At 67.4% G+C, this 26,587-nt stretch carries 29 protein-coding genes; 23 read left to right on the top strand and 6 right to left on the bottom strand.

Annotated features, from left to right (window positions below):
- A partial coding sequence (locus tag CA237_RS02830; RefSeq protein WP_206432937.1) for an alkaline phosphatase family protein occupies nt 1-797 on the bottom strand: 797 nt, incomplete at its 3' end.
- A gap of 53 nt (nt 798-850) precedes the next feature.
- Between CA237_RS02830 and CA237_RS02825 the strand changes: the two genes are divergently transcribed.
- The 4 genes from CA237_RS02825 to CA237_RS02810 all read left to right on the top strand — a co-directional run bounded on the left by CA237_RS02825 (nt 851) and on the right by CA237_RS02810 (nt 6,170).
- On the top strand, nt 851-2,866 hold the full coding sequence (locus CA237_RS02825) for a protein-disulfide reductase DsbD domain-containing protein (RefSeq protein ID WP_126012673.1): 2,016 nt from the start codon (nt 851-853) through the stop codon (nt 2,864-2,866).
- 79 nt (nt 2,867-2,945) lie between these two features.
- Nucleotides 2,946-4,439 carry a circularly permuted type 2 ATP-grasp protein gene (locus CA237_RS02820; protein WP_066689660.1) on the top strand — a complete coding sequence of 498 codons (1,494 nt, stop codon included), beginning with the start codon at nt 2,946-2,948 and terminating at the stop codon, nt 4,437-4,439.
- 7 nt (nt 4,440-4,446) lie between these two features.
- A complete protein-coding gene (locus CA237_RS02815; RefSeq protein ID WP_198158528.1) occupies nt 4,447-5,379 on the top strand; it encodes an alpha-E domain-containing protein in 933 nt (310 codons plus the stop codon).
- Entirely contained in the window at nt 5,379-6,170 is a 792-nt protein-coding gene (locus tag CA237_RS02810) for a transglutaminase family protein (protein WP_066689658.1), read from the top strand. The genes CA237_RS02815 and CA237_RS02810 overlap by 1 nt, the downstream gene beginning before the upstream one ends.
- 127 nt (nt 6,171-6,297) lie before the next feature.
- On the opposite strand, the gene pyk is transcribed toward CA237_RS02810, so the two are convergent.
- Nucleotides 6,298-7,764, bottom strand: coding sequence for a pyruvate kinase (pyk, locus tag CA237_RS02805; protein WP_066689657.1), 1,467 nt, complete (start codon nt 7,762-7,764; stop codon nt 6,298-6,300).
- Between the two features lie 71 nt (nt 7,765-7,835).
- On the opposite strand from pyk, the gene CA237_RS02800 reads away from it, so the two are divergent.
- The 8 genes from CA237_RS02800 (at nt 7,836) to ruvB (ending at nt 13,037) form a co-directional block, all read left to right on the top strand.
- Nucleotides 7,836-8,201, top strand: coding sequence for a DUF1244 domain-containing protein (locus CA237_RS02800; RefSeq protein WP_066689656.1), 366 nt, complete (start codon nt 7,836-7,838; stop codon nt 8,199-8,201).
- A 73-nt stretch (nt 8,202-8,274) separates the two neighbouring features.
- Nucleotides 8,275-8,511: a DUF2312 domain-containing protein gene (locus tag CA237_RS02795; RefSeq protein WP_066689655.1), complete on the top strand. Its 237-nt coding sequence runs from the start codon at nt 8,275-8,277 to the stop codon at nt 8,509-8,511.
- 22 nt (nt 8,512-8,533) lie between these two features.
- Nucleotides 8,534-9,067 (top strand): DUF1003 domain-containing protein, encoded by a 534-nt coding sequence (locus CA237_RS02790; RefSeq protein WP_066689654.1) that lies wholly within the window; start codon nt 8,534-8,536, stop codon nt 9,065-9,067.
- Between the two features lie 28 nt (nt 9,068-9,095).
- Entirely contained in the window at nt 9,096-9,839 is a 744-nt protein-coding gene (locus CA237_RS02785) for a YebC/PmpR family DNA-binding transcriptional regulator (RefSeq protein ID WP_055763231.1), read from the top strand.
- A 142-nt stretch (nt 9,840-9,981) separates the two neighbouring features.
- Nucleotides 9,982-10,491, top strand: a complete 510-nt coding sequence (gene ruvC, locus CA237_RS02780; protein WP_066689653.1) for a crossover junction endodeoxyribonuclease RuvC — start codon at nt 9,982-9,984, stop codon at nt 10,489-10,491.
- Between the two features lie 118 nt (nt 10,492-10,609).
- A complete protein-coding gene (ruvA, locus tag CA237_RS02775; protein ID WP_066689652.1) occupies nt 10,610-11,209 on the top strand; it encodes a Holliday junction branch migration protein RuvA in 600 nt (199 codons plus the stop codon).
- 17 nt (nt 11,210-11,226) lie between these two features.
- Complete coding sequence (locus tag CA237_RS02770; RefSeq protein WP_066689651.1) at nt 11,227-11,961, top strand: hypothetical protein; 735 nt, start codon at nt 11,227-11,229, stop codon at nt 11,959-11,961.
- A 56-nt stretch (nt 11,962-12,017) separates the two neighbouring features.
- Entirely contained in the window at nt 12,018-13,037 is a 1,020-nt protein-coding gene (ruvB, locus tag CA237_RS02765) for a Holliday junction branch migration DNA helicase RuvB (RefSeq protein ID WP_066689650.1), read from the top strand.
- On the opposite strand, the gene CA237_RS02760 is transcribed toward ruvB, so the two are convergent.
- Entirely contained in the window at nt 13,038-13,439 is a 402-nt protein-coding gene (locus CA237_RS02760; protein WP_066689649.1) for a hypothetical protein, read from the bottom strand.
- Nucleotides 13,440-13,560: 121 nt separating this feature from the next.
- Here CA237_RS02760 and CA237_RS02755 point away from each other — a divergent pair, with 121 nt between their 5' ends.
- From CA237_RS02755 to pal, 6 genes are all read left to right on the top strand, one after another.
- On the top strand, nt 13,561-14,019 hold the full coding sequence (locus CA237_RS02755) for a YbgC/FadM family acyl-CoA thioesterase (protein ID WP_066689648.1): 459 nt from the start codon (nt 13,561-13,563) through the stop codon (nt 14,017-14,019).
- Nucleotides 14,016-14,708, top strand: a complete 693-nt coding sequence (gene tolQ / locus CA237_RS02750) for a protein TolQ (protein ID WP_066689647.1) — start codon at nt 14,016-14,018, stop codon at nt 14,706-14,708. Before CA237_RS02755 ends, tolQ begins: the two co-directional genes overlap by 4 nt.
- Before the next feature lie 3 nt (nt 14,709-14,711).
- Entirely contained in the window at nt 14,712-15,143 is a 432-nt protein-coding gene (locus CA237_RS02745) for an ExbD/TolR family protein (RefSeq protein ID WP_066689646.1), read from the top strand.
- A gap of 4 nt (nt 15,144-15,147) precedes the next feature.
- Nucleotides 15,148-16,161 (top strand): cell envelope biogenesis protein TolA, encoded by a 1,014-nt coding sequence (locus CA237_RS02740; RefSeq protein ID WP_066689645.1) that lies wholly within the window; start codon nt 15,148-15,150, stop codon nt 16,159-16,161.
- A 13-nt stretch (nt 16,162-16,174) separates the two neighbouring features.
- A complete protein-coding gene (tolB, locus tag CA237_RS02735; protein WP_084401469.1) occupies nt 16,175-17,497 on the top strand; it encodes a Tol-Pal system beta propeller repeat protein TolB in 1,323 nt (440 codons plus the stop codon).
- A gap of 72 nt (nt 17,498-17,569) precedes the next feature.
- Nucleotides 17,570-18,097, top strand: coding sequence for a peptidoglycan-associated lipoprotein Pal (gene pal / locus CA237_RS02730; RefSeq protein WP_066689643.1), 528 nt, complete (start codon nt 17,570-17,572; stop codon nt 18,095-18,097).
- Between the two features lie 37 nt (nt 18,098-18,134).
- On the opposite strand, the gene CA237_RS02725 is transcribed toward pal, so the two are convergent.
- Nucleotides 18,135-18,596 (bottom strand): Lrp/AsnC family transcriptional regulator, encoded by a 462-nt coding sequence (locus CA237_RS02725; protein WP_066689642.1) that lies wholly within the window; start codon nt 18,594-18,596, stop codon nt 18,135-18,137.
- Nucleotides 18,597-18,707: 111 nt separating this feature from the next.
- Between CA237_RS02725 and CA237_RS02720 the strand changes: the two genes are divergently transcribed.
- Nucleotides 18,708-19,991 carry a S41 family peptidase gene (locus tag CA237_RS02720; protein WP_084401466.1) on the top strand — a complete coding sequence of 428 codons (1,284 nt, stop codon included), beginning with the start codon at nt 18,708-18,710 and terminating at the stop codon, nt 19,989-19,991.
- A gap of 785 nt (nt 19,992-20,776) precedes the next feature.
- On the opposite strand, the gene clpA is transcribed toward CA237_RS02720, so the two are convergent.
- The gene (clpA, locus tag CA237_RS02715; RefSeq protein WP_126012668.1) at nt 20,777-23,095 is read right to left on the bottom strand and encodes an ATP-dependent Clp protease ATP-binding subunit ClpA; all 2,319 of its coding nucleotides are present in this window, start codon (nt 23,093-23,095) and stop codon (nt 20,777-20,779) included.
- Between the two features lie 110 nt (nt 23,096-23,205).
- Nucleotides 23,206-23,403 (bottom strand): DUF1192 domain-containing protein, encoded by a 198-nt coding sequence (locus tag CA237_RS02710; RefSeq protein WP_066689639.1) that lies wholly within the window; start codon nt 23,401-23,403, stop codon nt 23,206-23,208.
- 65 nt (nt 23,404-23,468) lie between these two features.
- Between CA237_RS02710 and CA237_RS02705 the strand changes: the two genes are divergently transcribed.
- From CA237_RS02705 to CA237_RS02690, 4 genes are all read left to right on the top strand, one after another.
- Nucleotides 23,469-24,467 carry an NAD(P)H-quinone oxidoreductase gene (locus tag CA237_RS02705; RefSeq protein ID WP_232307922.1) on the top strand — a complete coding sequence of 333 codons (999 nt, stop codon included), beginning with the start codon at nt 23,469-23,471 and terminating at the stop codon, nt 24,465-24,467.
- 75 nt (nt 24,468-24,542) lie between these two features.
- Nucleotides 24,543-24,809: a hypothetical protein gene (locus CA237_RS02700; protein WP_066689638.1), complete on the top strand. Its 267-nt coding sequence runs from the start codon at nt 24,543-24,545 to the stop codon at nt 24,807-24,809.
- A gap of 107 nt (nt 24,810-24,916) precedes the next feature.
- Nucleotides 24,917-25,576, top strand: coding sequence for a DUF1013 domain-containing protein (locus CA237_RS02695; RefSeq protein WP_198158527.1), 660 nt, complete (start codon nt 24,917-24,919; stop codon nt 25,574-25,576).
- Nucleotides 25,577-25,681: 105 nt separating this feature from the next.
- Nucleotides 25,682-26,560: a dienelactone hydrolase family protein gene (locus CA237_RS02690; RefSeq protein WP_241215417.1), complete on the top strand. Its 879-nt coding sequence runs from the start codon at nt 25,682-25,684 to the stop codon at nt 26,558-26,560.
- Nucleotides 26,561-26,587 lie beyond the last annotated feature (27 nt).

The raw sequence follows: 26,587 nt of genomic DNA, 5'->3' as shown, positions 1-26,587 counted from the left end.
GCGTGCGATCGGCATAAAATGCTCACGTCGCCGGCAGCGCGTACGAAACGGCCTGTTCCGATCGCACTGCGCGCGGCCGCAACGGCGCGGGCTAGCGGCTGACAGAAGGTGCGCAGCGGCATCGGGCCTTGCGCGGTGGCGATCTGCTTCGCGACGGCTGCGTTGGCGCGTGCGACGACCGGCGGCATCGTGCGACCGGCATAGCTGGTGAAGCCGTCCTTACCGAACCACCACAGCTCGTCGACCTTGTGCCCGCCCATCATCACCGCCGCGCGGTCCTTGCCCGCGACCGATACGACGCGGGTGCGCGGATCGGCGGCCTTCATCCGCTCGCCCAGCGTGGGCACCATCAGGTGCACGTCGGACACGGTATAGTCCTTGAAGGTCGAGCCGGGGACGCGCTCGTCCTCTGCACAATAGACCTTGTGATCGGGGCGGTTGTTGCCGCGCTGGTCGATCCAGTCATTGGCGATGATGCCGGTGCGCGACGGGCGCGATCCGGTCAGGATCGTCGAATGGCCGGGGCAGGTCTCCGTCGCGGCATGGCTCTGATAGCCCGAGGGGAACACTGCGCCCTGCATCATCCGCACGAACCCGCCGGTGAAGCGCGCGCGATATTCGGCGAACAGGTCGGCGGAGAATTGATCGACCGAGATCGCGACGATCAGCTTGGGCGGCGTCGCCGGATAGGTCGGCGGCACCGGTAGGGCGGCCGGGACAGGGGCCGGTGCGGCGGTCTGCGCCAGAGCGGGGACGGCGGTGCCAAGCAGTAGCGCAGCGAGGGTCAGGAAACGCATTAAGGAACTCCGCGGACGGTGCATCCGTCCCGAAACTTCGCTACCCGGCGTACATGACACCGGCAAGAACGCTGTGGCGACTCGTCCTGATCCTTTTCGCATTTCTGGGCGCGTTGCCGGTGGCGGCACAGGTGCCGGGACAGCGGCATGTCCAGATGCGGATCGTAGCGGAGAGCGACGCCCCGGCGGCGGGATCGCGCGTTGCGCTGGCGCTGGTATCGATGCCCGATGCGGGATGGCACGGTTACTGGCAGAATCCCGGCGCGGTCGGCACCCAGCCGCAGCTCGACTGGACATTGCCGGCGGGTGCCAGCGTCGGTCCCTTGCGCTATCCGGTGCCCGAGCGGCTGACCGTCGCGGGCATCATGAACTATGTCTATGAGCGACCCTGGACCATCCTGACCGAGCTGCAACTGCCCGCCGGGCTGGCGAAGGGCACCATCGTGCCGGTGCGGCTGTCGATCGACTATCTGGTCTGCACCCGCGAAATCTGCGTACCGGAAAAGGCGGAGCTCGCCACCGAACTGACGATTGGTGACGGCGCGATCAACCCGGAGCGTCGCGCCGATTTCGATGGCTGGCGGCGCGCGCTGCCCCGGCCGCTAGGATCGCCCGCACTGTTCCAGGCTGGCGACACCCTGAGGCTACGCGTGCCGTTTCCGGCGTCGCAGGCGATCGGCGATCCCTATTTCTTCCCGCTCACCGAGAGCGCGGTCGATTACGATGCGCCGCAAAAGATCGCGCGCGACGGCGACGCCCTCGTTATCGAAACGAAGGCTACGGGCAAGTCGGCTGCGATCGAAGGCGTGCTCGCGACCGGTCCGGGGAAGGGCTTCGCGATCCGCGCGACCCCCGGCACGGTGGCGGCAGCGGCCGAACCGGCACCGATCCGCACCGTGCTGATCGCCTTTGCCGGGGCGCTGCTCGGCGGACTGCTGCTCAACATCATGCCGTGCGTCTTTCCGATCCTGAGCCTCAAGGCGTTGAGCTTGGCCCGTTCGGGCGAGTCCGCGGTCCATGCGCGGGCGGAGGGTGTTGCCTATACCGCTGGAGCGGTCGTCACCTGCATGGCATTGGGCGGCATATTGCTCGCGATCCGTGCGGCGGGCGTGGCGGCGGGATGGGCGTTCCAGCTGACCGATCCGCGCGTCGTATTGCTGTTGCTGGTGCTGACCGGCGGCATCGCGCTGAACCTCGCCGGGCTGTTCGAACTGCCTACGCCACAGGTCGGCAACCGCAGCGGGCGGGGCGGGGCGTTCGCCACCGGGGCACTCGCGGCGTTCGTTGCCACTCCCTGTACCGGCCCGTTCATGGGTGCCGCGCTGGGATCGGCGCTGGTCCTTCCGCCGGTCGCGGCGATGGCGGTGTTTGCCGGGCTGGGCTTCGGTCTTGCACTGCCGTTTCTGTTGCTGGGCTTCGTTCCGGCGCTGCGGCGGCGCCTGCCTAAGCCCGGCGCGTGGATGGACGCGTTCCGGAAAGCGCTGTCGGTGCCGATGTTCCTGACCGCGCTGGCGCTGGCATGGATATTGGGGCGGCAGTCCGGGGTCGACGGGATGGCAATGGGGCTGGGGGCACTGCTGCTCGCCGGGCTGGGACTGTGGTGGACCGGGCGGCGACAGCTGCGCGGGCGCGATCGGGCATGGAGGCCGGGGATCGCCGCACTGGTGCTGGCGGTGGCGAGTGCCGCGCTGGTGCAGCGCGCACCGCCGGCCGGCGCTGCGACTACCGGGATCGCCGGCGCCGAACCGTTCAGCGAGGCACGGTTGGCGGCGCTGCGCGCAGAGGGCAAACCGGTCTTCGCCTATTTCACCGCGGACTGGTGCCTGACCTGCAAGGTCAACGAACGCGCCGCAATCGAGACTCGCGCGGTGGCGGAGGCGTTCGGCAAGGGTGGCGTAAAGGTGCTGGTCGGCGATTGGACCGATGGCGACCCAGCGCTGGGCCGTTTTATCGAGGCGCATAACCGTGCCGGCGTGCCGCTATATCTTTATTATGCGCCGGGCAGCGGAGAGGCACGCGTGCTGCCGCAAGTACTTACGCCGGCGACGCTGACCGAACTGGTATCCTGAGCCGCCAAACCCGCTTGCCAGCACCGATTTCGCAGCGCAGCATGCGGAGCATAATCCGTCAGGCGGCGTTGGGGGTTGAATGGGGCAAGCGTTCGACGAAATCTGGGGACAAGGCGGGCCGGACGATCCGCGCGCCGACCTTGCGGCACTGGCACGGTGGATGCGCGAGGTGCCGCCCCATGAGTTGAAACGCCGCCTGCAATCCGCCGAAGCGACCTTTCGCCAGCTGGGCATCACCTTTGCCGTGTATGGCGATAGCGAGGCGGCGGAGCGGATCATCCCGTTCGACATCGTGCCGCGCGTGTTCATGGCCGACGAATGGGCACGCCTGTCCAAGGGGCTGATCCAGCGGACGCAGGCGATCAATGCGTTCCTCGACGACATTTATGGCGAACGCCGCATTCTGAAGGCCGGGGTGCTGCCGCCCGACCTGATCTTCGGCAACGCGCAGTTCCGCCCCGAAATCGCCGGCATCCGTCCGCCGCACGGTGTCTGGGCGCATATCTGCGGCATCGATCTGGTCCGCACCGGGCCGGACGAGTTCTTCGTGCTGGAGGACAATGCCCGCACCCCGTCGGGCGTGTCGTACATGCTGGAAAATCGCGAGGCGATGATCCGGCTGTGCCCCGAACTGTTCCGCAATTTCCGCGTGGCGGCGGTGGACAGCTATCCCGACAAGCTGCTGGAGACGATGCGTTCCGTCGCTCCGCCCGGGGCGGGGGCGCATCCGACCTGCGTCGTGCTGACGCCGGGCCATTTCAATTCGGCCTATTACGAACACAGCTTCCTGGCCGATTCGATGGGTGTCGAACTGGTCGAGCCGGCCGACCTGCTGGTCGATGACGACGTGGTATGGATGCAGACCATTGCCGGGCGGGTGCGGGTCGATGTCATCTATCGCCGGATCGACGACGACTTCATCGATCCGGTGGTTTTCCGGCCGGAATCGCTGTTGGGGGTACCCGGCCTGATCGCCGCCTATCGCGCGGGCAATGTCGCGCTGGTCAATGCGCCGGGCAACGGCATCGCCGACGACAAGGCGATCTACAGCTATATGCCCGAGATCGTCCGCTTTTATGCGGAGAGCGAGCCTTTGCTCCCCAATGTCGAGACATGGCGCTGCCGGGAGCCGGATGCGCTCAAATACGTCCTCGACCATCTGGACGAGGTGGTGGTGAAGCTGGTCGACGGGTCGGGCGGCTACGGCATGCTGGTCGGGCCGACTGCGTCCAAACAAGAGATCGAGGATTTCCGCCGCGCGCTGATCGCCGAACCGCAGCGTTATATCGCGCAGCCGACGCTGGCGCTGTCGACCGTGCCCACCCTGACCGACGCTGGCCTCGCCCCGCGTCACGTCGATTTCCGCCCATTCGTGCTGACCGGTGCGGAGACGGTACAGGTCGTGCCGGGCGGGCTGACCCGCGTTGCGCTGAAGGAAGGGTCGCTGGTCGTCAATTCGAGCCAGGGCGGCGGGACCAAGGACAGTTTCGTGCTCATGGACGATGGTCCGGTGCAGTCGCAGGTGCAGGCGCAATCGATGGGCGGCATGACCCAGTCGCAGGGGGGGCGCTGAAATGGCGATGCTGTCGCGCACCGCCGCCTCCCTCTACTGGCTGGGCCGCTATGTCGAACGCGCCGATTTCCTCGCACGGCTGGTTGAGGCAACGGTGCGGCTCGACGCGCTGTCGTCGCGCCCGGCGGGCGACGCCGCCTGGGCCAGCGCGCTGGCGGTCAGCTATACCGAAGACAGCTTTGCCGCGACCGGGCAGGCGGTCGGGCAGGCCTCGGTCGCCCGCTTCCTGACCTGCGACCGCAGCCATGCCGGGTCGATTCTGTGGTGCCTCGACGCGGCGCGCAACAATGCGAAGGCGGTGCGCACCGCGCTGACCCGCGACGCATGGACGGCGATCAACCGCGCGTGGATCGTCTTCAACTCACCGCGTGGCGAGGAGGGCGAGGATATCCTCAACCTGGTCGAGGCGATCAAGGCGGAGGCGCGCGGCTTCGAAGGCGCGGTCCAGCGCATGATGAAGAACGAGGCGACGTGGTTCGTCCAGCTGGGTGCCGCAATCGAACGCGCCGACAACACCGCGCGGCTGATCGACGTCAAATATCACCTGCTGCTGCCCGAAGGCGAGCGGATCGGTGGCGCGATCGACCGCGACCAGTGGACCACGATCCTGCAGACGGTTTCGGCCGTCACCGCCTATCGCTGGCTGTACAGCGAGGGGCTGAAGCCCGCGAACGTCATCGAACTGCTGCTGTCACGTGGCGAAGTGCCGCGCAGCCTCGCCGCGTGCGTCGACGAAACGGTCGAGATGCTGAACATGCTCGGCAAGCGTACCGGCTTCCAGGGCGAGGCCGACCGCATGGCCCGCGCACGCCTCGCCCGGATGCAGAAGACCCGCGCACACGAGGTCATCGTCAGCGGCCTGCATGAATATCTGAATGCCTTCATCCGGGAGAATGCGATGCTCGACGCCGCGATCGCCCGCCAGTTCCGCTTCATCTGATGCGGCTGTCGGTCCACCATGAGACGCGGTATCGCTTCACCGAACCGCAGGCGCGCATCGTCCAGCTGCTCCGGCTGTTTCCCGGCGATACGAGCCATCAGACGGTGGTCAACTGGCGTATCGATGTCGACTGCGACGCACGGCTGCGGGAAGGGTTTGACGGCTACGGCAACATCACCCGGATGCTCTATGCCGAAGGCCCGGTCGATACGCTCGTCCTCTCCGTGTCCGGCGAAGCGCTGCTGACCGAACAGGACGGCCCGATCGAGGTCACCGACGAGCCGTTTCCCCCCGACCTGTTCCGTCGCGTAAGGCCGCTGACGCGCGCGGATGCGTTGATCGAGGGGCTGGGGCAAGGCGACGACCTTGGCGCGATGACGGCGCTGGCCGGCGCGATCCATGCCCGCTGGCCGCTCGACCGGCGACCGACCCCGGCGATCCGCTCGGCGGCTGAGGCGGCAGGCGACGAGCGGCTGGGACCGCGCGACATGGCGCAAATCTTCATCGCCGCGGCACGGGCGCAGGGTGTGCCCGCGCGCTACGTATCGGGCTACAGCCTTTCCGGCGACGACGAACGGCGGACCGCTGCGCCGCATGCCTGGGCGGAGGCGTATGTGTCAGGCGGCTGGTACGCGTTCGATCCCGCGACCGGCGGGCGTTCGGGCCTCGATCATATCCGGGTCGCGGTGGCGCTGGATGCCGCGGGTGCAGCGCCGATCGCCGGGGTCCGGATGGGGGCGGGCGAGGAGGAACTGGACGTGGATGTCCGGGTAGGCAGCGAGACGGAGTAACATCCTCCCCGGCACGGGGGAGGGCCGTGAAGCTGTGGTGGAGGGGATCGTCCCGAGCGTTCCGCTTGCGGAGCGTCCCCTCCACCAGCCTGCGGCTGGTCCCTCACCCCGTGCCGGGGAGGAGCTTTTAGGCTTCGTGCCCCCGATAGTTCTTCAGTTCGTCGCCGACGATCTGAACCACGTGCAGCACGTTGGTCGACCCCGGCGTTCCGAACGGCACGCCGGCGCAGACGACGACACGGTCGCCCGCGCGGGCCATGTTGTGGCGCAGGACCATGCGCTTGGCCTTCGCCACCATCTCCTCGAACGATTCGACGTCGCGGGTGTGGACGGCATGGACGCCCCACAGCAGCCCCAGGCGACGCGCGGTGTCGATCTGCGGCGTCAGTACCATGATCGGCACGGCGGGACGTTCGCGCGCGATGCGGCGCGCGGTCGAACCCGACTTCGTGAAGCACAGGATCGCCTTCGCATCGACCGTGGCGGCGATGTTCTTGGCGGCTTCGGCCAGCGCGTCGGCGGTGGTGGGATCGGGGCGCAGCACGGTGAAGTGGACGCGGTCGCCATGCGCCGGGTCGCGTTCGACGGCGTGCGAGATGTCGTTCATCATCGCCACCGATTCGACCGGCCAGCTGCCCGCGGCGCTTTCCGCCGACAGCATGATCGCGTCCGCCCCGTCATAGACGGCGGTCGCCACGTCCGACACTTCGGCGCGGGTCGGCGAGGGCGAGGTAATCATCGATTCGAGCATCTGCGTCGCGACGACGACCGGGCGGCCGAGGCGGCGGGCGGTCTCGACGATGCGCTTCTGCAGCGGCGGCACCGACTGCGGCGGCAGCTCGACGCCCAGATCGCCGCGCGCGACCATTACGCCGTCGCACTGCTCGACGATCTCTTCCAGCCGGGCGACGGCCGAGGGCTTCTCGATCTTGGCGAGCAGCGCCGCCTTGCCTTGAATGAGCTTGCGCGCTTCGGCCAGATCCTCCGGACGCTGCACGAACGACAGCGCGATCCAGTCCACGCCCTGGTCGACCGCGAAGTGCAGGTCGGAAATGTCCTTGGGTGTCAGCGCGGCCATCGGCAGCACGACGTCGGGCACGTTCAACCCCTTCGAATTCGACAGCGCACCGCCGACGACCACTTCGGTTTCGATCTTGTCATCGTCATGATCGAGGACGCGCAGCACCAGCTTGCCGTCATCAAGCAGCAGGCGGGCATCACGGGCGATCGCGGCGAAAATCTCCGGGTGCGGCAGTTCGACACGGGTCGCGTCGCCCGGCTCGTTCGAACGGTCGAGCGTGAAGCGCTGCCCGGCTTCGAGCATGACGCGCCCTTCGGCGAAGCGGCCGACGCGCAGCTTCGGTCCCTGCAGATCGGCGAGGATGGTCGTCGGGCGGCCGAACTGCTTCTCCAGCCCGCGAATCGCTTCGATCACGGCAACCTTCGACTGCTGGTCGCCATGGCTCATATTGACGCGGAAGGCGTCGGCGCCGGCTTCGAACAGCTTGGCGATCATTTCCGGCGTGTTGCTGGCGGGGCCAAGCGTGGCGAGGACGCGAACCTTGCGCGAACGGGGGCTGATGGCCTTGGTCATGAAAGTCTCCGGGCGTTGCGCGCCTGCCTCTAAGGCTTATTCGTAAAGGTTCAACCTTGGAGCGGAAACTCATGCCATCAATCGATTCCATCAGCGACGCCGCACAGGCCGCCGCATTCCGCCGGCTGGTCCGCCACCTCCAGCATCGCACCGACGCGCAGAATGTCGACCTGATGGGGCTGGCCGGTTTCTGTCGCAACTGCCTGGGCGACTGGCTGGGCGAGGCCGCCGGCCTGTCGAAGGACGAAGGGCGCGAGGCGGTGTACGGCATGCCCTATGCCCAGTGGAAGGCGACGCATCAGCTGCCCGCGACCCCCGAACAGATCGCCCGCATGGACGAGAGCGTCGCGAAGAACCGCACCGATGCCGCGCTGGACGAGGCGTTGGACGACAGCTTTCCGGCGAGCGACCCGCCGGCGATGACCGAACCCCGTTGATCGGTTGAGGCGGGCGCGCGGATCGGCTAGGCGCGCCCGTTCACGAATTCTTGACCATCGTTAAGGGAACCCCATGACCGACAACGTCTCGGCGGAACAGCTCCGCCTGCTCATCGAGCGCATCGAACGCCTCGAAGAGGAAAAGAAGGGCATCAGCGACGACATCAAGGACGTCTATGGCGAAGCCAAGTCGACCGGGTTCGACGTGAAGACGATGCGCACGATCATCCGCCTGCGCCGCATGGAAAAGCACCATCGCGACGAAGCGGACATGCTGCTCGAAACCTACAAGCAGGCGCTCGGCATCTAAGCAGGACCAGGGGGGCAGGGACATGGCCAGCGTCTTCCACTTCGCGACGCGCCTGCTGAAAGGGCATGGCGACCCGCAGGGCGAGGAAGAGGCCCATGTCCTCTCCGCGATCGAACGCGGCACCCCCGTCACCCGCGACGCCGCCGACGAATCGGATGCGCGCGCGACGTTCGGTGATCGGCTGGCGGACCGGGTCGCGGCGGTCGGCGGGTCGTGGGGGTTCATCATCGCTTTCACGGCCGTCCTGCTCGGATGGATGCTGCTCAATTCCGACGTGCTCTCGCATTTCGGGCTGGCGTTCGATCCTTACCCTTACATCTTTCTCAACCTGATGCTGTCGACCCTCGCCGCGATCCAGGCGCCGGTCATCATGATGAGCCAGAACCGGCAGTCGGAAAAGGATCGGCTGGCCGCGCGGCTGGACTATGAAACCAATTTGCGCGCAGAGATCGACATCCTCGCGCTGCACGCCAAGCTCGATACCGATGTGATCGATCGGCTGGCGGCGCTGGAGGCGAAGATCGACGCGCTGGCGCGAACCGCGCCCACCGCCTAAGAGCGGACCAGAACCTAAAGAGGCACCGATGGCAGGCCATAGCAAATTCAAGAACATCATGCACCGCAAGGGTGCGCAGGATAAGAAGCGGTCGGGCATGTTTTCCAAGCTCAGCCGCGAAATTACCGTCGCGGCGAAGATGGGCCTGCCCGATCCCGACATGAACCCGCGCCTGCGCGCGGCGATCAACGCCGCCAAGGCGCAGTCGATGCCCAAGGACAATATCCAGCGCGCGGTCGACAAGGCGTCGAAGGGCGACATGGAGAATTACGAGGAAATCCGCTACGAAGGCTTCGGCCCGGCGGGGGTTTCGCTCATCATTGAGGCGCTGTCCGACAACCGCAACCGCACCGCCACCAACGTGCGCACCGCCGTGTCGAAGAATGGCGGCAACCTCGGCACCGCCGGTTCGGTCAGCCACGGGTTCGACCGGGTCGGCCTCATCAACTATCCCGCCAAGGCCGGTGACGCCGAAAAGGTGTTCGAGGCGGCGCTGGAAGCCGGAGCCGAAGACGTGACGTCGAGCGAGGACGGCCACGAGATCTGGACCGCTCAGGGCGATCTGCACGAAGTCGCGAAGGCACTGGAGCCGGTGCTGGGCGAGGCGGAAGGTGCCAAGCTCGCATGGCGGCCGCAGACGATGGTGTCGGTCGGCGAGGACGATGCGGCGACGCTGTTCAAGCTGCTCGACGCGCTCGACGACGACGATGACGTCCAGACCGTGTGGGGCAATTACGAAGTGTCCGACGAGGTCATGGAGAAGCTGGGTTGATGGATCCGATCCTCCCCGGCACGGGGAGGGGGACCGCCGCGAAGCGGTGGTGGAGGGGGATGTCCAAGCAGTGCATCGCCTGTGAAAGCCCCCCTGCACCGGAGTGCGGCTGGTCTCCCTCCCCGGGCCGGGGAGGATCGTTTTGCTGATCCTCGGCCTTGACCCCGGGCTCGGCACCACCGGCTGGGGCGTGATCCGCGCCGATGGCAACCGCCTGTCCCATGTCGCCAACGGCCAGATCCGCACGGACCCGTCGATGCAGCTCCCCCGCCGCCTCGCTTTGCTGTTCGGCGCCTTGGGCGAGGTGATCCGCACCGAGCGTCCCGATGGCGCCGCGGTCGAGGAGGTGCTCGGCAACAGCAACGCGCAATCGACGCTGAAGCTCGGCCAGGCACGCGGAGTCGTGCTGTTGTCCGCATCGACGGCGGGCCTCGCGATCGGCGAATATCATCCGAGCATCGTCAAGAAGGCGGTGGTCGGCACCGGCGGCGCGGACAAGAAGCAGATTCAGGCGATGGTCGGCCATCTGCTGCCGGGCGTAAAGCTGTCCGGTCCCGACGCGGCGGATGCCTTGGCGGTGGCGATCACTCATGCGCATCACCTTGCCAGCGCACAGGCGCGGGCGCGGCGGTCGACGGGGATCGGCGCGTGAGCGTGGCCGCGACCGTATCCCCGCGCAGGCGGGGACCCAGAGCCAAACAGAACCGGCGTCGATGGTCGCCCTGGATCCCCGCCTGCGCGGGGATACGCCGTATCGAGAGAAGTCCCGCATGATCGCCCATCTCAAAGGCACGCTGTCCGTCTCCGGCATCGACCATGCGGTCATCGACGTGAACGGCGTCGGCTATCTGGTCGGCGCGTCGTCGCGCACCTTGCAGGCGCTGGGACCGGTCGGCGGCAGCGTGACGATCCATACCGAGATGCTGGTTGCCGAGGATTTCATCCGGCTGGTCGGGTTCGCGAGCGCCGACGAACGCGACTGGTTCCGTTTGCTGACCGGGGTGCAGGGCGTCGGCGCGCGGGTTGCGCTCGGCATCCTGTCGACCCTGTCGCCCGAGGAGGTGCGCACCGCGATCGTGCGGGGGGACAAGGCCAGCATCGCCCGCGCCAATGGCGTCGGTCCGAAACTGGCCCAGCGGATCGCGATGGAATTGAAGGACAAGGTCGGTGGCATCGCCATCGGTCCTGGTGCGGTCGCTCCCGCGGCTGGCGGTGATGGTGTCGAAGGTGACGCAGTATCGGCGTTGTTGAACCTTGGCTTCAAACCGGCCGAGGCGGCGACGGCGGTCGGGAAGGCGGCGGAGGAGCTGGGTTCGGGTGCCAGCCTTGACGCGCTGGTGCGGCTGGCGTTGCGCAAGGCGGCACGCTGATCGGGCGGGGGCGTGGCATGTTCCTGCTGATGTTGACACTCCAATCAGCCGCCATCTTGCCAGCGGGTACCGCGCCGCCTCTACGCGGGGAAGCGTGGCTGGTCCTGCAGACCGCCGCCGATCCGCTGGCGCTGGTCGGAGCGGATGTCACCAAGCGCGTGCCGGACGCACGGGTCATCGCGACCGAGGAATGCGACGGAATGCGTCCCGGCCTGTTCATCCTCGTGGTGAAGCCCGGTTCGTCCGCGCGAACGCGTGATGCCTATGTCCGGCGCTGTATCGCCCAACCCTATAGCGCGACGGGGCGCGGCATTCCGTCGGTCGACCCCAGCTTTGCGGCGTTGCGTGCACGGCCGGTCAATTTCGACGGCAAGGACATCGTCACCTTCATCCGCGCGAACCTGCTGGTCCGTCCTTACTATGTCGATTTGGCCAACGACCCGCGCGAGGGATTGCGCGTGGCGGTCGAGGATATGATCGATGGCCGCCGTCGCCCGATCGAACGCGACTGCAACGCTCCCGAAGTGATGCGCGGAGTCGATCATATCGCCATTGCCTGTGCCGTGGAGCAGATCGCCGGACAGCCCGTCTACCGCACCGTAATCTACCGCGCGAGCGACCTTTCGCGCGTTCGGGAGATACCGCGCTGTCGCGACCCGCAATTCTTTCGGGTCGACCTGCTGCGCTGCTGGACGCAAACGGTTTCTGCAATGGGCAAGGTGACGCTGAAACCGCGCTACGTCACGTTTTGATGGCTGACGGTGCGACGCATCTCGACCGCCTGCACGCGAACGTCTAGGGAACAGGCGTGACCGACGACCGTATCACCACCCCGATCCGCCGCCCCGACGACGTCGACGCCGCGCTGCGGCCCAAGGCGCTCGACGAATTCGTCGGGCAGCAGGCGGCGCGCGAGAATCTGCGCGTGTTCATCGATGCCGCGCGCGGGCGGGGCGATGTGCTCGACCATGTCCTGTTCTTCGGCCCGCCGGGATTGGGCAAGACGACGCTGGCGCAGATCGTCGCGCGGGAGATGGGCGTCGGCTTCCGTGCCACCTCCGGCCCGGTGATCGCGAAGTCCGGCGATCTCGCCGCGCTGCTGACGAACCTCGAGGATGGCGACGTCCTGTTCATCGACGAAATCCACCGGCTCAATCCGGCGGTCGAGGAAGTGCTGTACCCGGCGATGGAGGACCGCGCGCTCGACCTGATGATCGGGGAGGGGCCGTCGGCACGCAGCGTGCGGATCGACCTGCCGCGCTTCACTTTGGTCGGTGCGACGACGCGACAGGGGTTGCTGACCACGCCGCTGCGCGACCGGTTCGGCATCCCGATCCGCCTGCAATTCTACACGGTCGACGAACTGACGCGTGTCGTCACGCGCGCCGCCGGGCTGCTCGACCTGGGTATCGCCAAGGACGGCGCGACCGAGGTCGCCCGCCGGGCGCGGGGCACGCCGCGTATCGCCGGTCGCCTGCTGCGCCGCGTACGTGACTTCGCCAATGTCGCGGGCGTCGAGATCGTCGACGCGCGCACCGCCGATGCCGCGCTCAACCGGCTGGAGGTCGATGCCAAGGGCCTCGATGCGATGGACCGCCGCTATCTGACCATGATCGCCGATGTGTATCGCGGCGGTCCGGTCGGCGTGGAGACGCTGGCGGCGGGCCTGAGCGAGCCGCGCGACACGATCGAGGAAGTGATCGAGCCCTATCTGATCCAGATCGGCATGATCGCCCGCACCGCGCGGGGGCGGTGCCTGAATGCGGGCGGGTGGAAACATCTGGGTTTCGAGCCGCCGGCGGGGGTTCAGGACGGGCTGTTCGACTGATCAGGCGGCGATCGCCTCGGTCAGCCACGCCATTGCCGATTCCCGATCGCCGAACAGGCCATAGCCCGGCGCGGTCCGGCGCGCCTGTTGCTTCAGCAGCGTACTGCCGACGAGCACGGCGATACGCCGTGACCCGATCGACGGATCGGCCGCCATGGCGCCGAGCGCGGCCAGCGTCTCCTGATTCTGGACGGGAAAATCGAGCAGGTCGAACAACGTGACCTGCTGGCCGATCGGACAGCCGCGTTGCGGCAGCCAGGGCAATTCCCGCCGCAGCGTCCGATCGAACCGCCGCATCGTCGTGGCATCCCAGAATCCCCGCATCCGGATTTCGACGAACCGGTCCTGTGCCGAGAGGTGGATGGTGAAAGCGGAATCTTCGATGATATGGGCCGACGGCATGGCGGTATCGCTATGGATGAAGCCGTTAAGAACCGTATAAACTTCGCCTGCCGCCACTCCGAGGGTACGTGGAGGACCGTCCCCCCTTTCCCGTTCCGGCCGCGATGGTTAAAGCGGACAAATGACCGACCCCGACCAGCCGGCCGGCGGCCGCTTCGTCGGCGGCACGCATCGCTTTCCCGTCCGCATCTATTTCGAGGACACCGACCTGTCGGGCGTCGTCTATCATGCGAACTATCTGCGCTATTTCGAACGGGCGCGCAGCGACATGCTGATGATCGCCGGTATCGACCAGCGCGCGGCGCATGAAGCGGGCGAGGGCGCCTATGCGGTGCGGTCAATGCAGCTCGACTGGCGGGCGCCCGCACGGCTGAACGATGCGCTGGTCGTGGTCAGCACCGTCGAACGGGTCCGCGCGGCGGCGGTCGATATTCAGCAAACAGTCATCCGCGACGATCTTCTACTGGCGTCGGCACGGGTGGAGGTCGCGTTCGTGGCCCCCGGCGGACGGCCGCGTCGCCAGCCGGCGGCGTGGATCGACACCTTCGCCGCGCTGGTCGCAACCGATAAAGGGGCATGATGGACGTTTTCGTGAACACCGACGCCGCGACCATGTCGCCGGTCGCGCTCTTCCTTCAGGCCGACTGGGTGGTGAAGGCGGTGATGCTGGGGCTGCTGGCGGCGAGCATCTGGACCTGGGCGATCATCGTCGGCTTCCTGGTCCGCGCCCGCAAGGTGCGGCGCGACATCGACCGGTTCGAAACCGAGTTCGAACAGGCCGAGGATATCGACGCGTTCCACCGGTTGCAGGGATCGCGCGACACCGCCATCGCCCGCGTCTTTTCGTCGGGTGTGCGTGAATGGCGCCGCTCGACCGCGTCGAAGCAGATCGATCGGGAGGGGACCCGCGAACGCCTTGCCACCGCCATGGCGTCGAGCGTGGCGGATGAGAGCGAGACGCTGGCCGACCGGCTCAACATCCTCGCGACGGTCGGATCGGTCGCGCCGTTCGTCGGGTTGTTCGGTACGGTGTGGGGCATCATGCGGTCGTTCACCGCGATCGCGTCCGAACAGAACACTTCGCTGGCGGTGGTCGCGCCGGGCATTGCCGAGGCGTTGTTCGCGACCGCCATCGGCCTGTTCGCAGCGATCCCGGCGGTCATCGCCTATAACCGCTTCAGCCACCGCGTGAACCGGATCGAGGCGCGGCTGAACCGCTTTGCCGATGCGTTCCACGCGACGCTGTCGCGCCAGCTCGAAGGCGTCTGATCCATGGGCATCAACCTGCCGTCGGCAAAGGGAAAAGGGCGCCGGGCACCGATGGCGGAGATCAACGTCACGCCGCTGGTCGACGTGATGCTGGTGCTGCTGATCATCTTCATGGTGACCGCACCGCTGATGACCGCGGGTGTGCCGGTAAACCTGCCCGACAGCCGTGCCAAGGCGGTCGAGCCGACCCAGCAGCCGGTGACGCTGTCGATGGATGCCGATGGGCGGACCTATATCGACGATGTCGAAGTGTCCGCCGACAACCTGCCGGGCGAACTGGAAAAGATCGCGGCGGCGGGTGCCGGCGCGACCGAGCCTCGGCAGGTCATGCTGCGCGCCGACCGCAGCCTCGACTATGGCCGGGTCAATGCGGTGCTGGGCGAACTCAACCGCGCCGGGTTGAACCGCGTGTCGCTGATCAGCGTGGCGCAGTAAGCCCATGCAGAAGGCGGAGAAGATCGGGCTTGGCGCGGCGGTTGCGGGACATGTCGTCCTGTTCGGCCTGTTGTCGGTCGGCTTTCTCGCCACGCCGAACCCGGTGAAGTTGAAGAACCAGCCGATGGACGTCAGCTTCGCCGAAGAGGTTGCGGCCGAACAGAGCGCGCCCGAACAGACCGACGCGCCGGCGATCAGCCAGGCGCCGGAAACCGGCGCGCCCGAGGAGGCGGCACCGAGCGAACCGGTGAGCGAGCCGGAGGCCGCACCGGAACCCGAACCCGCCCCGCCGGCGCCTGCGCCCCGGTCGCAGCCGGCGCCACGCCCGGAACCCAGGCCTGCGCCCAAGCCGGCGCCGGCCCCCAAGCCCGTACCGAAACCGGTGCCCAAGCCGGCGCCGAAGCCCGCTCCGGCGCCGAAGCCCGAACCCAAGCCGGCTCCGGCGCGGCAACCGGCTCGACCTGCGCCCGCCCGCCCGACGGCGGTTGCGAAGGCGCCGCCCAAGGCCGCCCCGGCCAAGCCTTCGCCAGCACCCGCCAAACCGGCGACCAAGCCTGCGACGACGCGCGGACAGGGGAATAATGCACAGGCAACGGCGCAGCGTCCGCGCGGCGGGCGTCTGGGCAATGATTTCCTGAAGGGCATCGCGGACACGCCCGCGCCGGGCAAGGCGCCGGCGCCGCGCGGCACCGCGGTCAGCGCGCAGTCGGTCGCCGGCCTCGCCAGCGCGATCCAGCGGCAGGTGCAGCCCTGCGCCAACAAGATTCCGAACCCCGGCCCCGGCGCGAACCAGATCCGGTCGCGCATCCGGTTGCAGATGCGGTCGGACGGGACCTTTGCCGCCAGGCCCGAACTGCGCGGGCAGACGGGAATCGACGACGAGAATCGCCGCTATGCGCAGCGCGTATCCGAACTGGCGATCGCCGCGCTGACGCAGTGCGCGCCGTACGAATTGCCCGCCGACCTGTATGAAGGCGGGTGGAAAGACATCATCATCAACTACAAGCTGCCCGGCTGACCGGAGGGGATGTATGCGTAAACTGACGATGGCACTGGGCGCGGTCCTCGCGAGCCTGCTGGCGGCACCGGCCGCCTTCGCGCAGGTCGAGGTCGATATCGAGGGCGGCATTTCCGAACCGCTGCCGATCGCGGTGCCGGTGATGCCGACGCCGCAGATTGCCTCCACCCCCGCCGGGTCGACCGACGCGCTGGGGCGGCAGCTGGCGGAGATCGTCGCCAACGACCTGCGCAATTCGGGGCTGTTCAAGCCCGCCGGCCCGGCCGGGCTGCCCGCCATCGCGATGGCGCAGGTGCAGGCGCCCGACTATGCCGCGTGGAGCAATGCGCAGGCGCTGGTGCAGGGCTATGTCCGCGCCGAGGGTAACGGCACGCTGACCATTGGCTGCTATCTCTACGACACGTTCGGGCGCACCGAACTGACGCGGCAGGGGTTCAACGTGGCGCCCGCCGAATGGCGCCGCGCTGCCCACAAATGCGCCGATGCGGTCTATACCCGCCTGTCGGGCGAGAGCGCCTATTTCGACAGCCGCATCGTCTATGTCAGCGAGACGGGGCCGAAGGGCAATCGCATCAAGCGGCTGGCGATCATGGACCAGGACGGGGCCAATCACCGCTTCCTGACCAACGGCCAGTCGATCGTGCTGACGCCGCGTTTCGCGCCGAACCAGCAGTCGATCGTCTATATGAGCTACGCCAATGAGCGGCCGGCGATCTATGTCCTCGACCTCGACAGCGGGCGGCAGCGGTTGCTGGTGCAGAACGCCTCGCTGACGTTTGCGCCGCGCTTCTCGCCCGATGGCCGCTATGTGCTGTTCTCGATGGCGCAGGCGGGCAATACCGACATCTACCGCGTGTCCGCATCGGGCGGCAGTCCGCAGCGGCTGACCAATGCGCCGGGGATCGACACCGGGGGCAGCTATTCGCCCGATGGCTCCAAGATCGTGTTCGAAAGCGACCGGTCGGGGTCGCAGCAGCTCTATGTGATGAACGCCGACGGGTCGAACCAGCAGCGGATCAGCTTTGGCGGCGGGCGCTATGCGACGCCGGTATGGAGCCCGCGCGGCGACCTGATCGCCTTTACCCGGCAGGGCGGCGGATCGTTCCGCGTCGGCATCATGTCGCCCAGCGGCGGGGGCGAAAAGCTGTTGTCCGACGCCTGGGGCGATGAAGGGCCGAGCTGGTCGCCCAATGGCCGCGTGCTCACCTTCTTCCGCAGCGCGCAGGGGTCGGGCCGGACGCAGATCTGGTCGGTCGACCTGACCGGCGCGAACATCCGCCGCATTCCGACCGCGCTCGACGGGTCGGACCCGAGCTGGGGGCCGCTGCGCCCCTGATCGTTCACCAACGGGGACCAATCCGCTACAGGGGCATTGTAGCGAGGAGCGAAACGACCAAGGGAGGTTTCGATGACCAAGTTTTCCACCACGCTGATCGTGGCAGGCGCGCTGCTGGCGACGGCGGGCTGCGCCAAGAAGCGGCCCGAAGTGCTGCCGCCCGCACCGGGCCAGACCGTCGATCCGAATGCGGGCACCGGCGGCACGGGCACCGGGACCGGCGCCAATGGCGTCGTGCCGGGATCGCGCGCCGATTTCCAGCAGTCGGTCGCCAGCGACACGATCAATTTCGGTCTCGACCAGTACGATATCGACGCGACCGCGCGGCAGATCCTCGACAGCCAGGCGCAGTGGCTGACGCGCTATCCCAATGTCCGCGTGACGATCGAGGGGCATGCCGACGAACGCGGCACCCGCGAATATAACCTCGCGCTGGGCGATCGTCGCGCCAATGCCGCGAGCAGCTACCTGGCGACGCGCGGCATTTCGCCGTCGCGGATCACGACGATCAGCTATGGCAAGGAACGCCCGCTGGCGCTGGGTTCGGACGAAGCGGCGTGGGCGCAGAACCGTCGCGCCGTCACGGTCGTCCTCCAGTAATCCGATGCGGCGGCGGTGCGCGACGCGCCGCCGCCGGTCAGTCGAGCGGGCGTGCCGCCGACCATTTGCGCCGTTTCTTGACGAAGCGGGTTTCGTAGCGGCGAACGACCGGATCGCCCGCCAGCATCGCATCGGCGAAGCGGTTGTAGTCGGCCATGTCCGCGACCACGACCATCAGCGTCAGGTCGAACGTTCCGGTCACTTCGAGGATCGCCTGCACCTCCGGCACCGCATCCAGCCGCCGCAGCAGCGCCTCGATATGCGGCAGGGCGTGGCGGTCGAGCTGGATATCGACGAGCGCCGACAGGAAGGGACCGACCCGGTCCGACACGATCGAGACATCGGCGACGATCGTCCCGTCCTCCCGCATCCGCCGCACCCGCCGGGTGATCGCGGACGGCGACAGGGCGACGTCGCGCGCGAGATCGTCGGCGGTGCGCAGCGCGTCGCGTTGCAGCCAGTGGAGCAGTTCGCGATCATAGCGATCCAGATCGCGCATTCCCGTTCCAGGCCCCCGCCGCATTGCCGGTTTTCGGCGATGTCGCCCCGTTCTTTGCCGAAATCGGGCAGGGCAGCCAAGCGATAAAACGGAACGTCACCGGGAGGAATTATGCGTCGCTGGATCGTTGCTTCATCATTGTCGCTGGCCATGGCCGGCATCGCCGTCGCGCAGGCGCCCGCCGACGATCCCGCCGCCGTCGTCGCGGCGACCCGGAAGGCGATCAGCGAACGCTATGTCCTGCCCGATACCGCCGCCCGGCTGAGCGCGGCGCTGGCTTCGCCGGCGCATTATCGCGGTCTGTCGGGTGAGGCGCTGGCCGAGCGGATCAATGCCGATCTGCGCACGGTTACTGCCGACAAGCATCTGGGCATCCGGTACGACCCGACCATGGCGGCAATGCTGGGCAGTCAGCCTTTGCCCGACGATGACGCGGCGATGCCGCCGGCCATGGCACGGATGATCGCGCGGCAGAATGGCGGCGTCCGGGCGATGGAGGTGCTGCCCGGCAATATCCGCATGGTCGCCTATGACGGGTTCGCTTGGGGCACGCCGGAGGCCGAGGCGGCGATCGTCGGCGCGATGCAGTTCCTGCGCGGTGGCGACGCGTACATCATCGATCTGCGCCGCAATGGCGGCGGGTCGCCGGGAGCGGTCGCGGCATTAGCCAGCTATTTCGTGCCCGCCGGCACGCCGTTGATGCGCTTCGAGATGCGCGGCAAGCCGGGCGAGGCGACCACCGCGCCCAAGGCGCCGTTCAGCCTGGCCGGCAAGCCGCTCTATGTGCTGACCAGCGGCGGCACCGCATCGGCGGCGGAGGAGTTCGCGACCCATGTATCGGCGCTGGGCTTCGGTACGCTGGTCGGCGAGCGGACCGCCGGGGCGGGCTTTCGCAACGACCTGCTGCCCATCGGCAAGAGCTATGTGCTGAGCGTATCGAGCGGGCGGGCGATCAGCCTGAAGACCGGCAAGGATTGGGAAGCGGTGGGGGTTGCTCCCGCCATCGCCGTGCCGGTCGATCGGGCGCTGGCTGCGGCGCAGGCGGCGGCGATGAGCGCGATTGCGGCGAAGGCCGGCGGCGACGAACGGCGCGAGGCGGAGCGGCTGGCCGCCTTCTACCGGGCCATGGCGACGCCGGTGCGGGCAGCGCATCCGCTGGCGGACTATGCCGGAAGCTATGGCGAGCGGCGGCTGGTCGTCAGCGGCGACCGGCTGACCAGCAGCCGCGGTGGACGCGCGCCGTCGCCGCTGGTGCCGATCGAGGGGAATGTCATGGTGCCGGAAGGTGACCCTTTGTCGCGCTTCCGCTTCGTGGAGGAGGGCGGGCGGATCGTCGCGCTGGAGGTCGAACGGATCGACGGGTCGGTCGAGCGCGTGGCGCGTGGCGCGGGGTAAGGGTTGTCGGTTGGTCGTCACCCGCGCGAGCGACGGGGCATGCGGCGGCAAGGAGGGCGGGAGTTATGCCATGTCGACCGTCAGGGGTCGGAGTGACCTCTCCGTCCTTGGCACCGATCGACGTTCAGCGACAATCGTGAGTGTTCGTTATTCCCGCGCAGGCGGGAAGTCCATAGACGCCGAGGTTTCGGCTGGCTTCGCGACGCTGGCGCATCGGGACTCCCGCCTGCGTGGGAGTGACGGGAGTATCCGGGCGAGCTTATGGTCCGGACGGCGTGTTCTCGACGGTCGCTTCTCGACAAGCTCGAAGCTGCTCGAACCGAACGGTTTCGTGTAATGATTACAAGGAGTTACCGGACAGAGGCGTTTCAAAGTTCACTAAGTTCACACTCGTGCGCAGTGCGTGCGTTGCGTGGACTTGGCCATTCGGCGGCGGCGTGGCGTGTTCCGTTGGAGAGAGCGCCAGCGATCATGACGATGCCGCGAATTGTAGGAAAGGGTCATCGTGGGCGATCGTTTTGCGCTAACGCAGGAAGGACCCCAGCCTTCGCCGGGATGACGCGAGCAGGTGGCATCCGGCCTTAGAGCATGATGACTTCAGGCATAGCCGTTCGTCCTGAGTAGCCGCTGGAGCTTGGCGAAGGGGCGTATCGAAGGACTGCCACAGATGCTTCGATACGGGTCTTCGACAAGCTCAGCCCCTACTCAGCACAAACGGGTAGAGTTCATGTCATTGGATCTAAACGAAAACCGCCCCGTAGATCGCTCTACGGGGCGGAGTCGTGTCAGGCGCCGGCGGCGGCCTTGGTCTTGCCGCCCTTGCGCGGTTTCTTGGGCGCGGCGGGGGTCATTTCGAAGGCGAGGGCATTGTCCTTCAACCGGACCTTCACCTCGCCGCCATGGACGAGCTTGCCGAACAGCAGCTCCTCGGCCAGCGGCTGCTTGATCTTGTCCTGGATCAGGCGGCCCATCGGCCGTGCGCCGTAGAGCTTGTCATAGCCGCGCTCGGTCAGCCACGTCTTCGCTTCGTCGTCCAGATGGATATGGACGCCGCGATCGGCCAGCTGGAGTTCGAGCTGGAGGATGAACTTGTCCACGACGCGCGCGACGACTTCCGGCGGCAGATAGCCGAACGGCACGATCGCATCGAGGCGGTTGCGGAATTCGGGGGTGAAGAGCTTCTTCACCGCTTCCTCCTGCACGTCCTCGCGGTCGATCTGGCCGAAGCCGATCGATTCCTTGGCCATGTCCGATGCGCCCGCATTGGTCGTCATGATCAGGATGACGTTGCGGAAATCGACGGTCTTGCCGTGGTGGTCGGTCAGCTTGCCGTTGTCCATCACCTGCAACAGGATGTTAAACAGGTCGGGATGCGCCTTCTCGATCTCGTCGAGCAGCAGCACGCAATGCGGCTGCTGGTCGATCGCGTCGGTCAGCAGGCCGCCCTGGTCATAGCCGACATAGCCCGGAGGGGCACCGATCAGCCGGCTGACCGAATGGCGCTCCATATATTCGGACATGTCGAAGCGCTGGAGCGGAATGCCCATGATCTCCGACAGCTGACGCGCGACCTCGGTCTTGCCGACGCCGGTGGGGCCGGTGAAGAGATAGTTGCCGATCGGCTTGTCGGGGTCACGCAGGCCGGCGCGCGACAGCTTGATCGCCGAGGACAGCGCCTTGATCGCGTCGTCCTGCCCGAACACCACCCGCTTGAGGTCGAGTTCGAGATTGGCGAGCACGCGGGTATCGTCGGTCGACACGGTCTTTGGCGGGATGCGGGCCATCGTCGCGATGACCGCCTCGATCTCCTTGGCGGTGATCGTCTTCTTCCGCTTGGGCGCCGGCACCAGCATCTGCATCGCGCCGACCTCGTCGATCACATCGATCGCCTTGTCGGGCAGCTTGCGGTCGTTGATGTAGCGCGCCGACAATTCCACCGCCGACTTGATCGAATCGGGGGTGTACTTGACCTTGTGATGCTCCTCGAACGCCGTGCGCAGGCCGGTCAGGATCTTGATCGTATCCTCGACCGAGGGTTCGTTCACGTAGATCTTCTGGAACCGGCGCAGCAGCGCGCGATCCTTTTCGAAGTGGTTGCGGAACTCCTTGTAGGTCGTCGAGCCGATACAGCGAATCTGTCCGCCCGACAGCGCGGGCTTCAACAGGTTCGACGCGTCCATCGCCCCGCCGCTGGTCGCGCCGGCGCCGATGACGGTGTGAATTTCGTCGATGAAGAGGACCGCGTGGGGCAGTTTTTCCAGCTCGGTCACGACCTGCTTCAGCCGTTCCTCGAAATCGCCGCGATAGCGGGTGCCGGCGAGCAGCGCGCCCATGTCGAGCGAATAGATCACCGCAGGCAGCAGCACTTCGGGCACGTCGCCCTCGACGATCTTGCGCGCGAGGCCTTCGGCGATGGCGGTCTTGCCGACGCCGGGGTCGCCCACATAGAGCGGGTTGTTCTTCGAACGGCGGCAGAGAATCTGCACGGTGCGGTCGACCTCGGCCGACCGGCCGATCAGCGGGTCGACCTTGCCGGTCTTCGCCTTCTCGTTCAGGTCGACGCAGAACTGCTTGAGCGCGCTCTCGTTCTTGCCCTTATCGGCAGCCTTGGGGCTTTCCTTTTCCTCGGCACCCTTGGGCGCGGGGGTTTCGGTGGCGGTCGATCCGCCCTTGCCGACGCCGTGGCTGATGAAGCTGACGGCATCGAGGCGGCTCATATCCTGCTGTTGCAGGAAATAGACGGCATAGGTCTCGCGCTCGCTGAACATCGCGACCAGCACATTGGCACCGGTCACTTCGTCACGGCCCGACGACTGCACGTGCAGGATCGCGCGCTGCACGACGCGCTGGAAGCTGCTGGTCGGCGAGGGGTCGGTCGCGGCGTCGAGTTTGAACGTGTCGAGTTCGGTGTCGAGATAATGGGCGACGGTCGCGCGCAGTTCGTCGAGGTCGACGCCGCAGCCGGTCATCACCTTGGCCGCATCGACATCGTCGGTCAGCGCGAACAGGAGGTGTTCGAGCGTCGCATATTCGTGCCGGCGCGAGGATGCGGCCTCGAGCGCCTTGTGCAGCGTGGATTCCAGTGCGGATGCGAAGGATGGCATTCAGTTCACTCCGGTCGGCCGGCGAGAACGCGCCGGCCCTGCGTCCCGGTATCCCGGGTCTCCCCCAATGTCGGTATGCCGCCGCCCGGCATCAAGCGGGGCGGAACATCTCATGACCGGAACAGCGCGTCGGCGCTGGCACGGTGGCTATTGGCTCGCTCGATCCGCGCGCGGCATCGCTCGATCTCGCGCTCCAGCGCGGCGATACGCTTCGTCAGTTCGTCGACCGACAGCGGGTCCAGATCCTCGGCGAGCACCATGGCCAGCAGGTTGCCACGAACATGGTTAACATTTTCGTCGGGTTCCATCACGATGCAGCGTTGACCCTACGGCTGGCGATGTCAATAACGCCGGAGACAGGGGGATGAGCGTTATGGACGTACCAGCGGCGATGCGTGCGATCGATCCGACGGAAGCCGGAGGTCCGGAGGTGCTGGTCGTCGTCGATCGCCCGACCCCGCGGCCGGGTCCCGGCGAGGTGCTTATCCGGGTGGCCGCGGCCGGCGTCAATCGCCCCGACGTCCTGCAACGCACCGGCGGCTATGCCCCGCCGCCCGGCGCGCCGAGCATCCCCGGGCTGGAGGTCGCAGGCCATGTCGTCGCGGTCGGCGACGAGGGTGACGCGCATCTGGTGGGGCAGCCGGTCTGTGCGCTGCTCGCGGGCGGCGGCTATGCCGAGTATGTCGCGGTGCCGGCCGGGCAGTGCCTGCCGGTGCCCGACGGGCTGTCGATGGTCGAGGCGGCGGCGCTGCCCGAAACCTTGTTCACCGTGTGGACCAACTTGTTCGAGCGCGGCTACGCGGCGGAGGGCGACAGCGTGCTGGTCCATGGCGGCACCAGCGGCATCGGCACCATGGCGATCCTGCTCGGCAAGCTGTTCGGGCTGACCGTCATCGTCACCGTTGGCAGCGATGCGAAGGCGAAGGCCGCCCGCGATCTGGGGGCGGCACATGCGATCAACTACCGCACCGAGGATTTCGTCGAGCGGGTGGCGGAGATCACCGGCGGGAAGGGCGTCAGCGTCGTGCTCGACATGGTCGGCGGCGACTATGTGCCGCGCAACATCAAGTGCCTGGCCGAGGATGGTCGCCACGTCTCGATCGCGGTGCAGGGCGGGGCGAGCGCCACGGTGCCGCTATGGGATATCATGCGCCGCCGCCTGACGCTGACCGGATCGACGCTGCGCCCGCGCGATGCGGCGTTCAAGGAAATGGTCGCCGACGAATTGTCGCGCACGGTGTGGCCGCACGTCGCCGAAGGGCGGCTGCGCCCGGTCATGGACCGGACTTTCCCGCTGGAACAAGCCGCCGATGCGCATCGCCGGATGGAAGCGGGCGATCATGTCGGGAAGATCGTGCTGACCCTAGAATAGACCGGTCCGACGCGGTGCTGCTGCGGGCCGGGGTCGGCCGCGGTAGTCGATCGCCATTCCTTTGGGAGAGTGGTGATGCGAACGATCCTCGGCCTGGTTGCGATGGCGAGCGCAGTTCCGGCGGCGGCACAGATGGACCCGGTCGTGACCGCACAGGGACAGTTGCTGTCTGCCACCATGCGCGGCCACGCCGAGCGGGACGCCGCGCGGTTGCGGCGGGGTGTTCCGCCCAAGAGTGCCGCCCAGAGGAAGCACGAGGCGGATTGCGCGCAGCTATGGCAACTGCGCGACCGGATGACGCGTGCCCAGCGGGTCCGGTTGTACGACCTGTGCCCCCGCTGAACGGCGGTCTTGCCTAGTTCGGCTGCCCGGACTACATCGGACCCAACGTGGCCGCCCGGTTTGGGCGGCCCTTTCTATTTCGGAGACCCGTCGTGGCCCAGCCGCTGATGCCGCACGCGACCGCTTCCTGGCTGGTCGACAATACCGCCTTGTCCTTTCCGCAGATTGCCGATTTCTGCGGCCTGCACGTCCTCGAGGTGCAGGCGATCGCCGACGACACCGCCGCGACCAAGCTGACCGGTCGCGACCCGGTGCGCGCGCACGAACTGACGATGGAAGAGATCGAGAAGGGGCAGAAGAACCCCGATTACCGCCTGGTGATGCAGAAGGGTCCCGAGCAGGTCCGCCGGACCAAGGGGCCGCGCTACACCCCGGTCAGCAAGCGGCAGGACAAGCCGGACGGCATCGCCTGGATCATCCGCAACCACCCGGAAATCAGCGACGGCGCGATCGGCAAGCTGATCGGCACGACCCGCACCACCATCGCCGCGATCCGCGACCGGACGCATTGGAACATCGCCAACATCACGCCGAAGGACCCGGTGACGCTGGGCCTGTGTTCGCAGCGCGAGCTCGACGCGCTGGTCGGCAAGGCGGCGAAGGCCGCCGGCATCGAGGCACCGACCGACACACGGCTGGAAGGGGACCGCGAGGCGCTGATCGAACAGCTGCGCAACGAGCGGACCCAGGCGGCGCGCGACGCCGAACTGGCCGAGCGCGGCGAATCGGCCGAGCCGTCGAGCTTCTTCGACCCGTTCAAGCGCTGATACGCTTCACCCGAAGGCATTGCCGGCCCAGCCATCCCGCGATGGCCGGGCCGTTTGCGTATCGGCGGCAATGGCTTAGGCTGCACCCTTCCGAAGCGGAGTGCCATGCCCATGTCCGACGACCTGAACGCCCGCGCCATCGCGCTGTACGACGCCTTCACCCATGAGCATCACGACCGCCGCACCTTCATGGCGCAGATGGTCGCACTCGCCGGATCGGCGGCCGCCGCCGAGGCGCTGATCGCCGGCATCGCCGCGTCGCCCGCCGCCGCGCAGCAGGTCGCGGCGAGTGACGGCCGGCTCGATGTCGCGAAGGCGAGCGGGACCGAGGCGGGGCATCCCGCCACCGCCTATTTCGCAGCGCCCAAGGGCGGCGGCAAGCTGCCGCTGGTGCTGGTCATCCACGAAAATCGCGGGCTCAACGCCCATATCGAGGATGTCGCGCGACGGGTCGCGCTGGCCGGCTTCCGGGTGATTGCCCCCGATCTGCTCGCGCCGCAGGGCGGCACGCCAGCCGACGAGGACAAGGCCCGCGCGATGATCGGCACGATCGATTATGACGTCGCGCTCGCGCAGGCGAGGGCGTATCTCGCCAAGGCGCGGGGTGAGCGCCGGGGACTGAAGACCGGCGCGGTCGGATTTTGCTGGGGCGGGGCGTTCGTCAACCGGCTGGCGGTGGCCGATCCGCTGCTGTCGGCCGGAGTCAGCTATTACGGGCCGGCCCCCGATCCGGCCGAAGCGCCGAAGGTGCGCGCGGCGATGATGCTGCAGCTGGCGGAGAAGGATGCGCGGGTGAATGCGACGGCGATCCCGTGGGGCGAGGCGCTGCGCAAGGCCGGCAAGACCGCGACGACGCATGTCTATCCCGGGGTCGACCATGCGTTCAACAACGACACCTCTGCGATGCGCTACGATGCTGCTGCGGCGAAACTGGCCTGGGATCGGACCATCGCCTTTCTGCGTCACGAGCTTGACGCCAAATAGGTAGATGTTCCACCTTCGTTCCAATGA

It is taken from the genome of Sphingomonas sp. ABOLH, assembly GCF_003951715.1.
Classification (GTDB): Bacteria; Pseudomonadota; Alphaproteobacteria; order Sphingomonadales; family Sphingomonadaceae; genus Sphingomonas; species Sphingomonas hankookensis_A.
The sequence above is the reverse complement of the archived record's forward strand: the minus strand, read 5'-3'. Positions and strand labels throughout refer to the sequence as shown.

Coding starts and splice junctions, on each gene's coding strand:
- CA237_RS02745 (WP_066689646.1), top strand. CDS start 14,712: ATGGGCATCAACCTGCCGTCGGCAAAGGGAAAAGGGCGCCGGGCACCG.
- CA237_RS02810 (WP_066689658.1), top strand. CDS start 5,379: ATGCGGCTGTCGGTCCACCATGAGACGCGGTATCGCTTCACCGAACCG.
- CA237_RS02800 (WP_066689656.1), top strand. CDS start 7,836: ATGCCATCAATCGATTCCATCAGCGACGCCGCACAGGCCGCCGCATTC.
- CA237_RS02720 (WP_084401466.1), top strand. CDS start 18,708: ATGCGTCGCTGGATCGTTGCTTCATCATTGTCGCTGGCCATGGCCGGC.
- CA237_RS02740 (WP_066689645.1), top strand. CDS start 15,148: ATGCAGAAGGCGGAGAAGATCGGGCTTGGCGCGGCGGTTGCGGGACAT.
- ruvA (WP_066689652.1), top strand. CDS start 10,610: ATGATCGCCCATCTCAAAGGCACGCTGTCCGTCTCCGGCATCGACCAT.
- tolQ (WP_066689647.1), top strand. CDS start 14,016: ATGATGGACGTTTTCGTGAACACCGACGCCGCGACCATGTCGCCGGTC.
- CA237_RS02820 (WP_066689660.1), top strand. CDS start 2,946: ATGGGGCAAGCGTTCGACGAAATCTGGGGACAAGGCGGGCCGGACGAT.
- CA237_RS02815 (WP_198158528.1), top strand. CDS start 4,447: ATGCTGTCGCGCACCGCCGCCTCCCTCTACTGGCTGGGCCGCTATGTC.
- clpA (WP_126012668.1), bottom strand. CDS start 23,095: ATGCCATCCTTCGCATCCGCACTGGAATCCACGCTGCACAAGGCGCTC.
- CA237_RS02755 (WP_066689648.1), top strand. CDS start 13,561: ATGACCGACCCCGACCAGCCGGCCGGCGGCCGCTTCGTCGGCGGCACG.
- CA237_RS02825 (WP_126012673.1), top strand. CDS start 851: ATGACACCGGCAAGAACGCTGTGGCGACTCGTCCTGATCCTTTTCGCA.
- CA237_RS02785 (WP_055763231.1), top strand. CDS start 9,096: ATGGCAGGCCATAGCAAATTCAAGAACATCATGCACCGCAAGGGTGCG.
- CA237_RS02760 (WP_066689649.1), bottom strand. CDS start 13,439: ATGCCGTCGGCCCATATCATCGAAGATTCCGCTTTCACCATCCACCTC.
- CA237_RS02710 (WP_066689639.1), bottom strand. CDS start 23,403: ATGGAACCCGACGAAAATGTTAACCATGTTCGTGGCAACCTGCTGGCC.
- CA237_RS02790 (WP_066689654.1), top strand. CDS start 8,534: ATGGCCAGCGTCTTCCACTTCGCGACGCGCCTGCTGAAAGGGCATGGC.
- CA237_RS02700 (WP_066689638.1), top strand. CDS start 24,543: ATGCGAACGATCCTCGGCCTGGTTGCGATGGCGAGCGCAGTTCCGGCG.
- CA237_RS02705 (WP_232307922.1), top strand. CDS start 23,469: ATGGACGTACCAGCGGCGATGCGTGCGATCGATCCGACGGAAGCCGGA.
- pal (WP_066689643.1), top strand. CDS start 17,570: ATGACCAAGTTTTCCACCACGCTGATCGTGGCAGGCGCGCTGCTGGCG.
- tolB (WP_084401469.1), top strand. CDS start 16,175: ATGCGTAAACTGACGATGGCACTGGGCGCGGTCCTCGCGAGCCTGCTG.
- CA237_RS02770 (WP_066689651.1), top strand. CDS start 11,227: ATGTTCCTGCTGATGTTGACACTCCAATCAGCCGCCATCTTGCCAGCG.
- CA237_RS02795 (WP_066689655.1), top strand. CDS start 8,275: ATGACCGACAACGTCTCGGCGGAACAGCTCCGCCTGCTCATCGAGCGC.
- pyk (WP_066689657.1), bottom strand. CDS start 7,764: ATGACCAAGGCCATCAGCCCCCGTTCGCGCAAGGTTCGCGTCCTCGCC.
- CA237_RS02695 (WP_198158527.1), top strand. CDS start 24,917: ATGCCGCACGCGACCGCTTCCTGGCTGGTCGACAATACCGCCTTGTCC.
- CA237_RS02725 (WP_066689642.1), bottom strand. CDS start 18,596: ATGCGCGATCTGGATCGCTATGATCGCGAACTGCTCCACTGGCTGCAA.
- CA237_RS02690 (WP_241215417.1), top strand. CDS start 25,682: ATGCCCATGTCCGACGACCTGAACGCCCGCGCCATCGCGCTGTACGAC.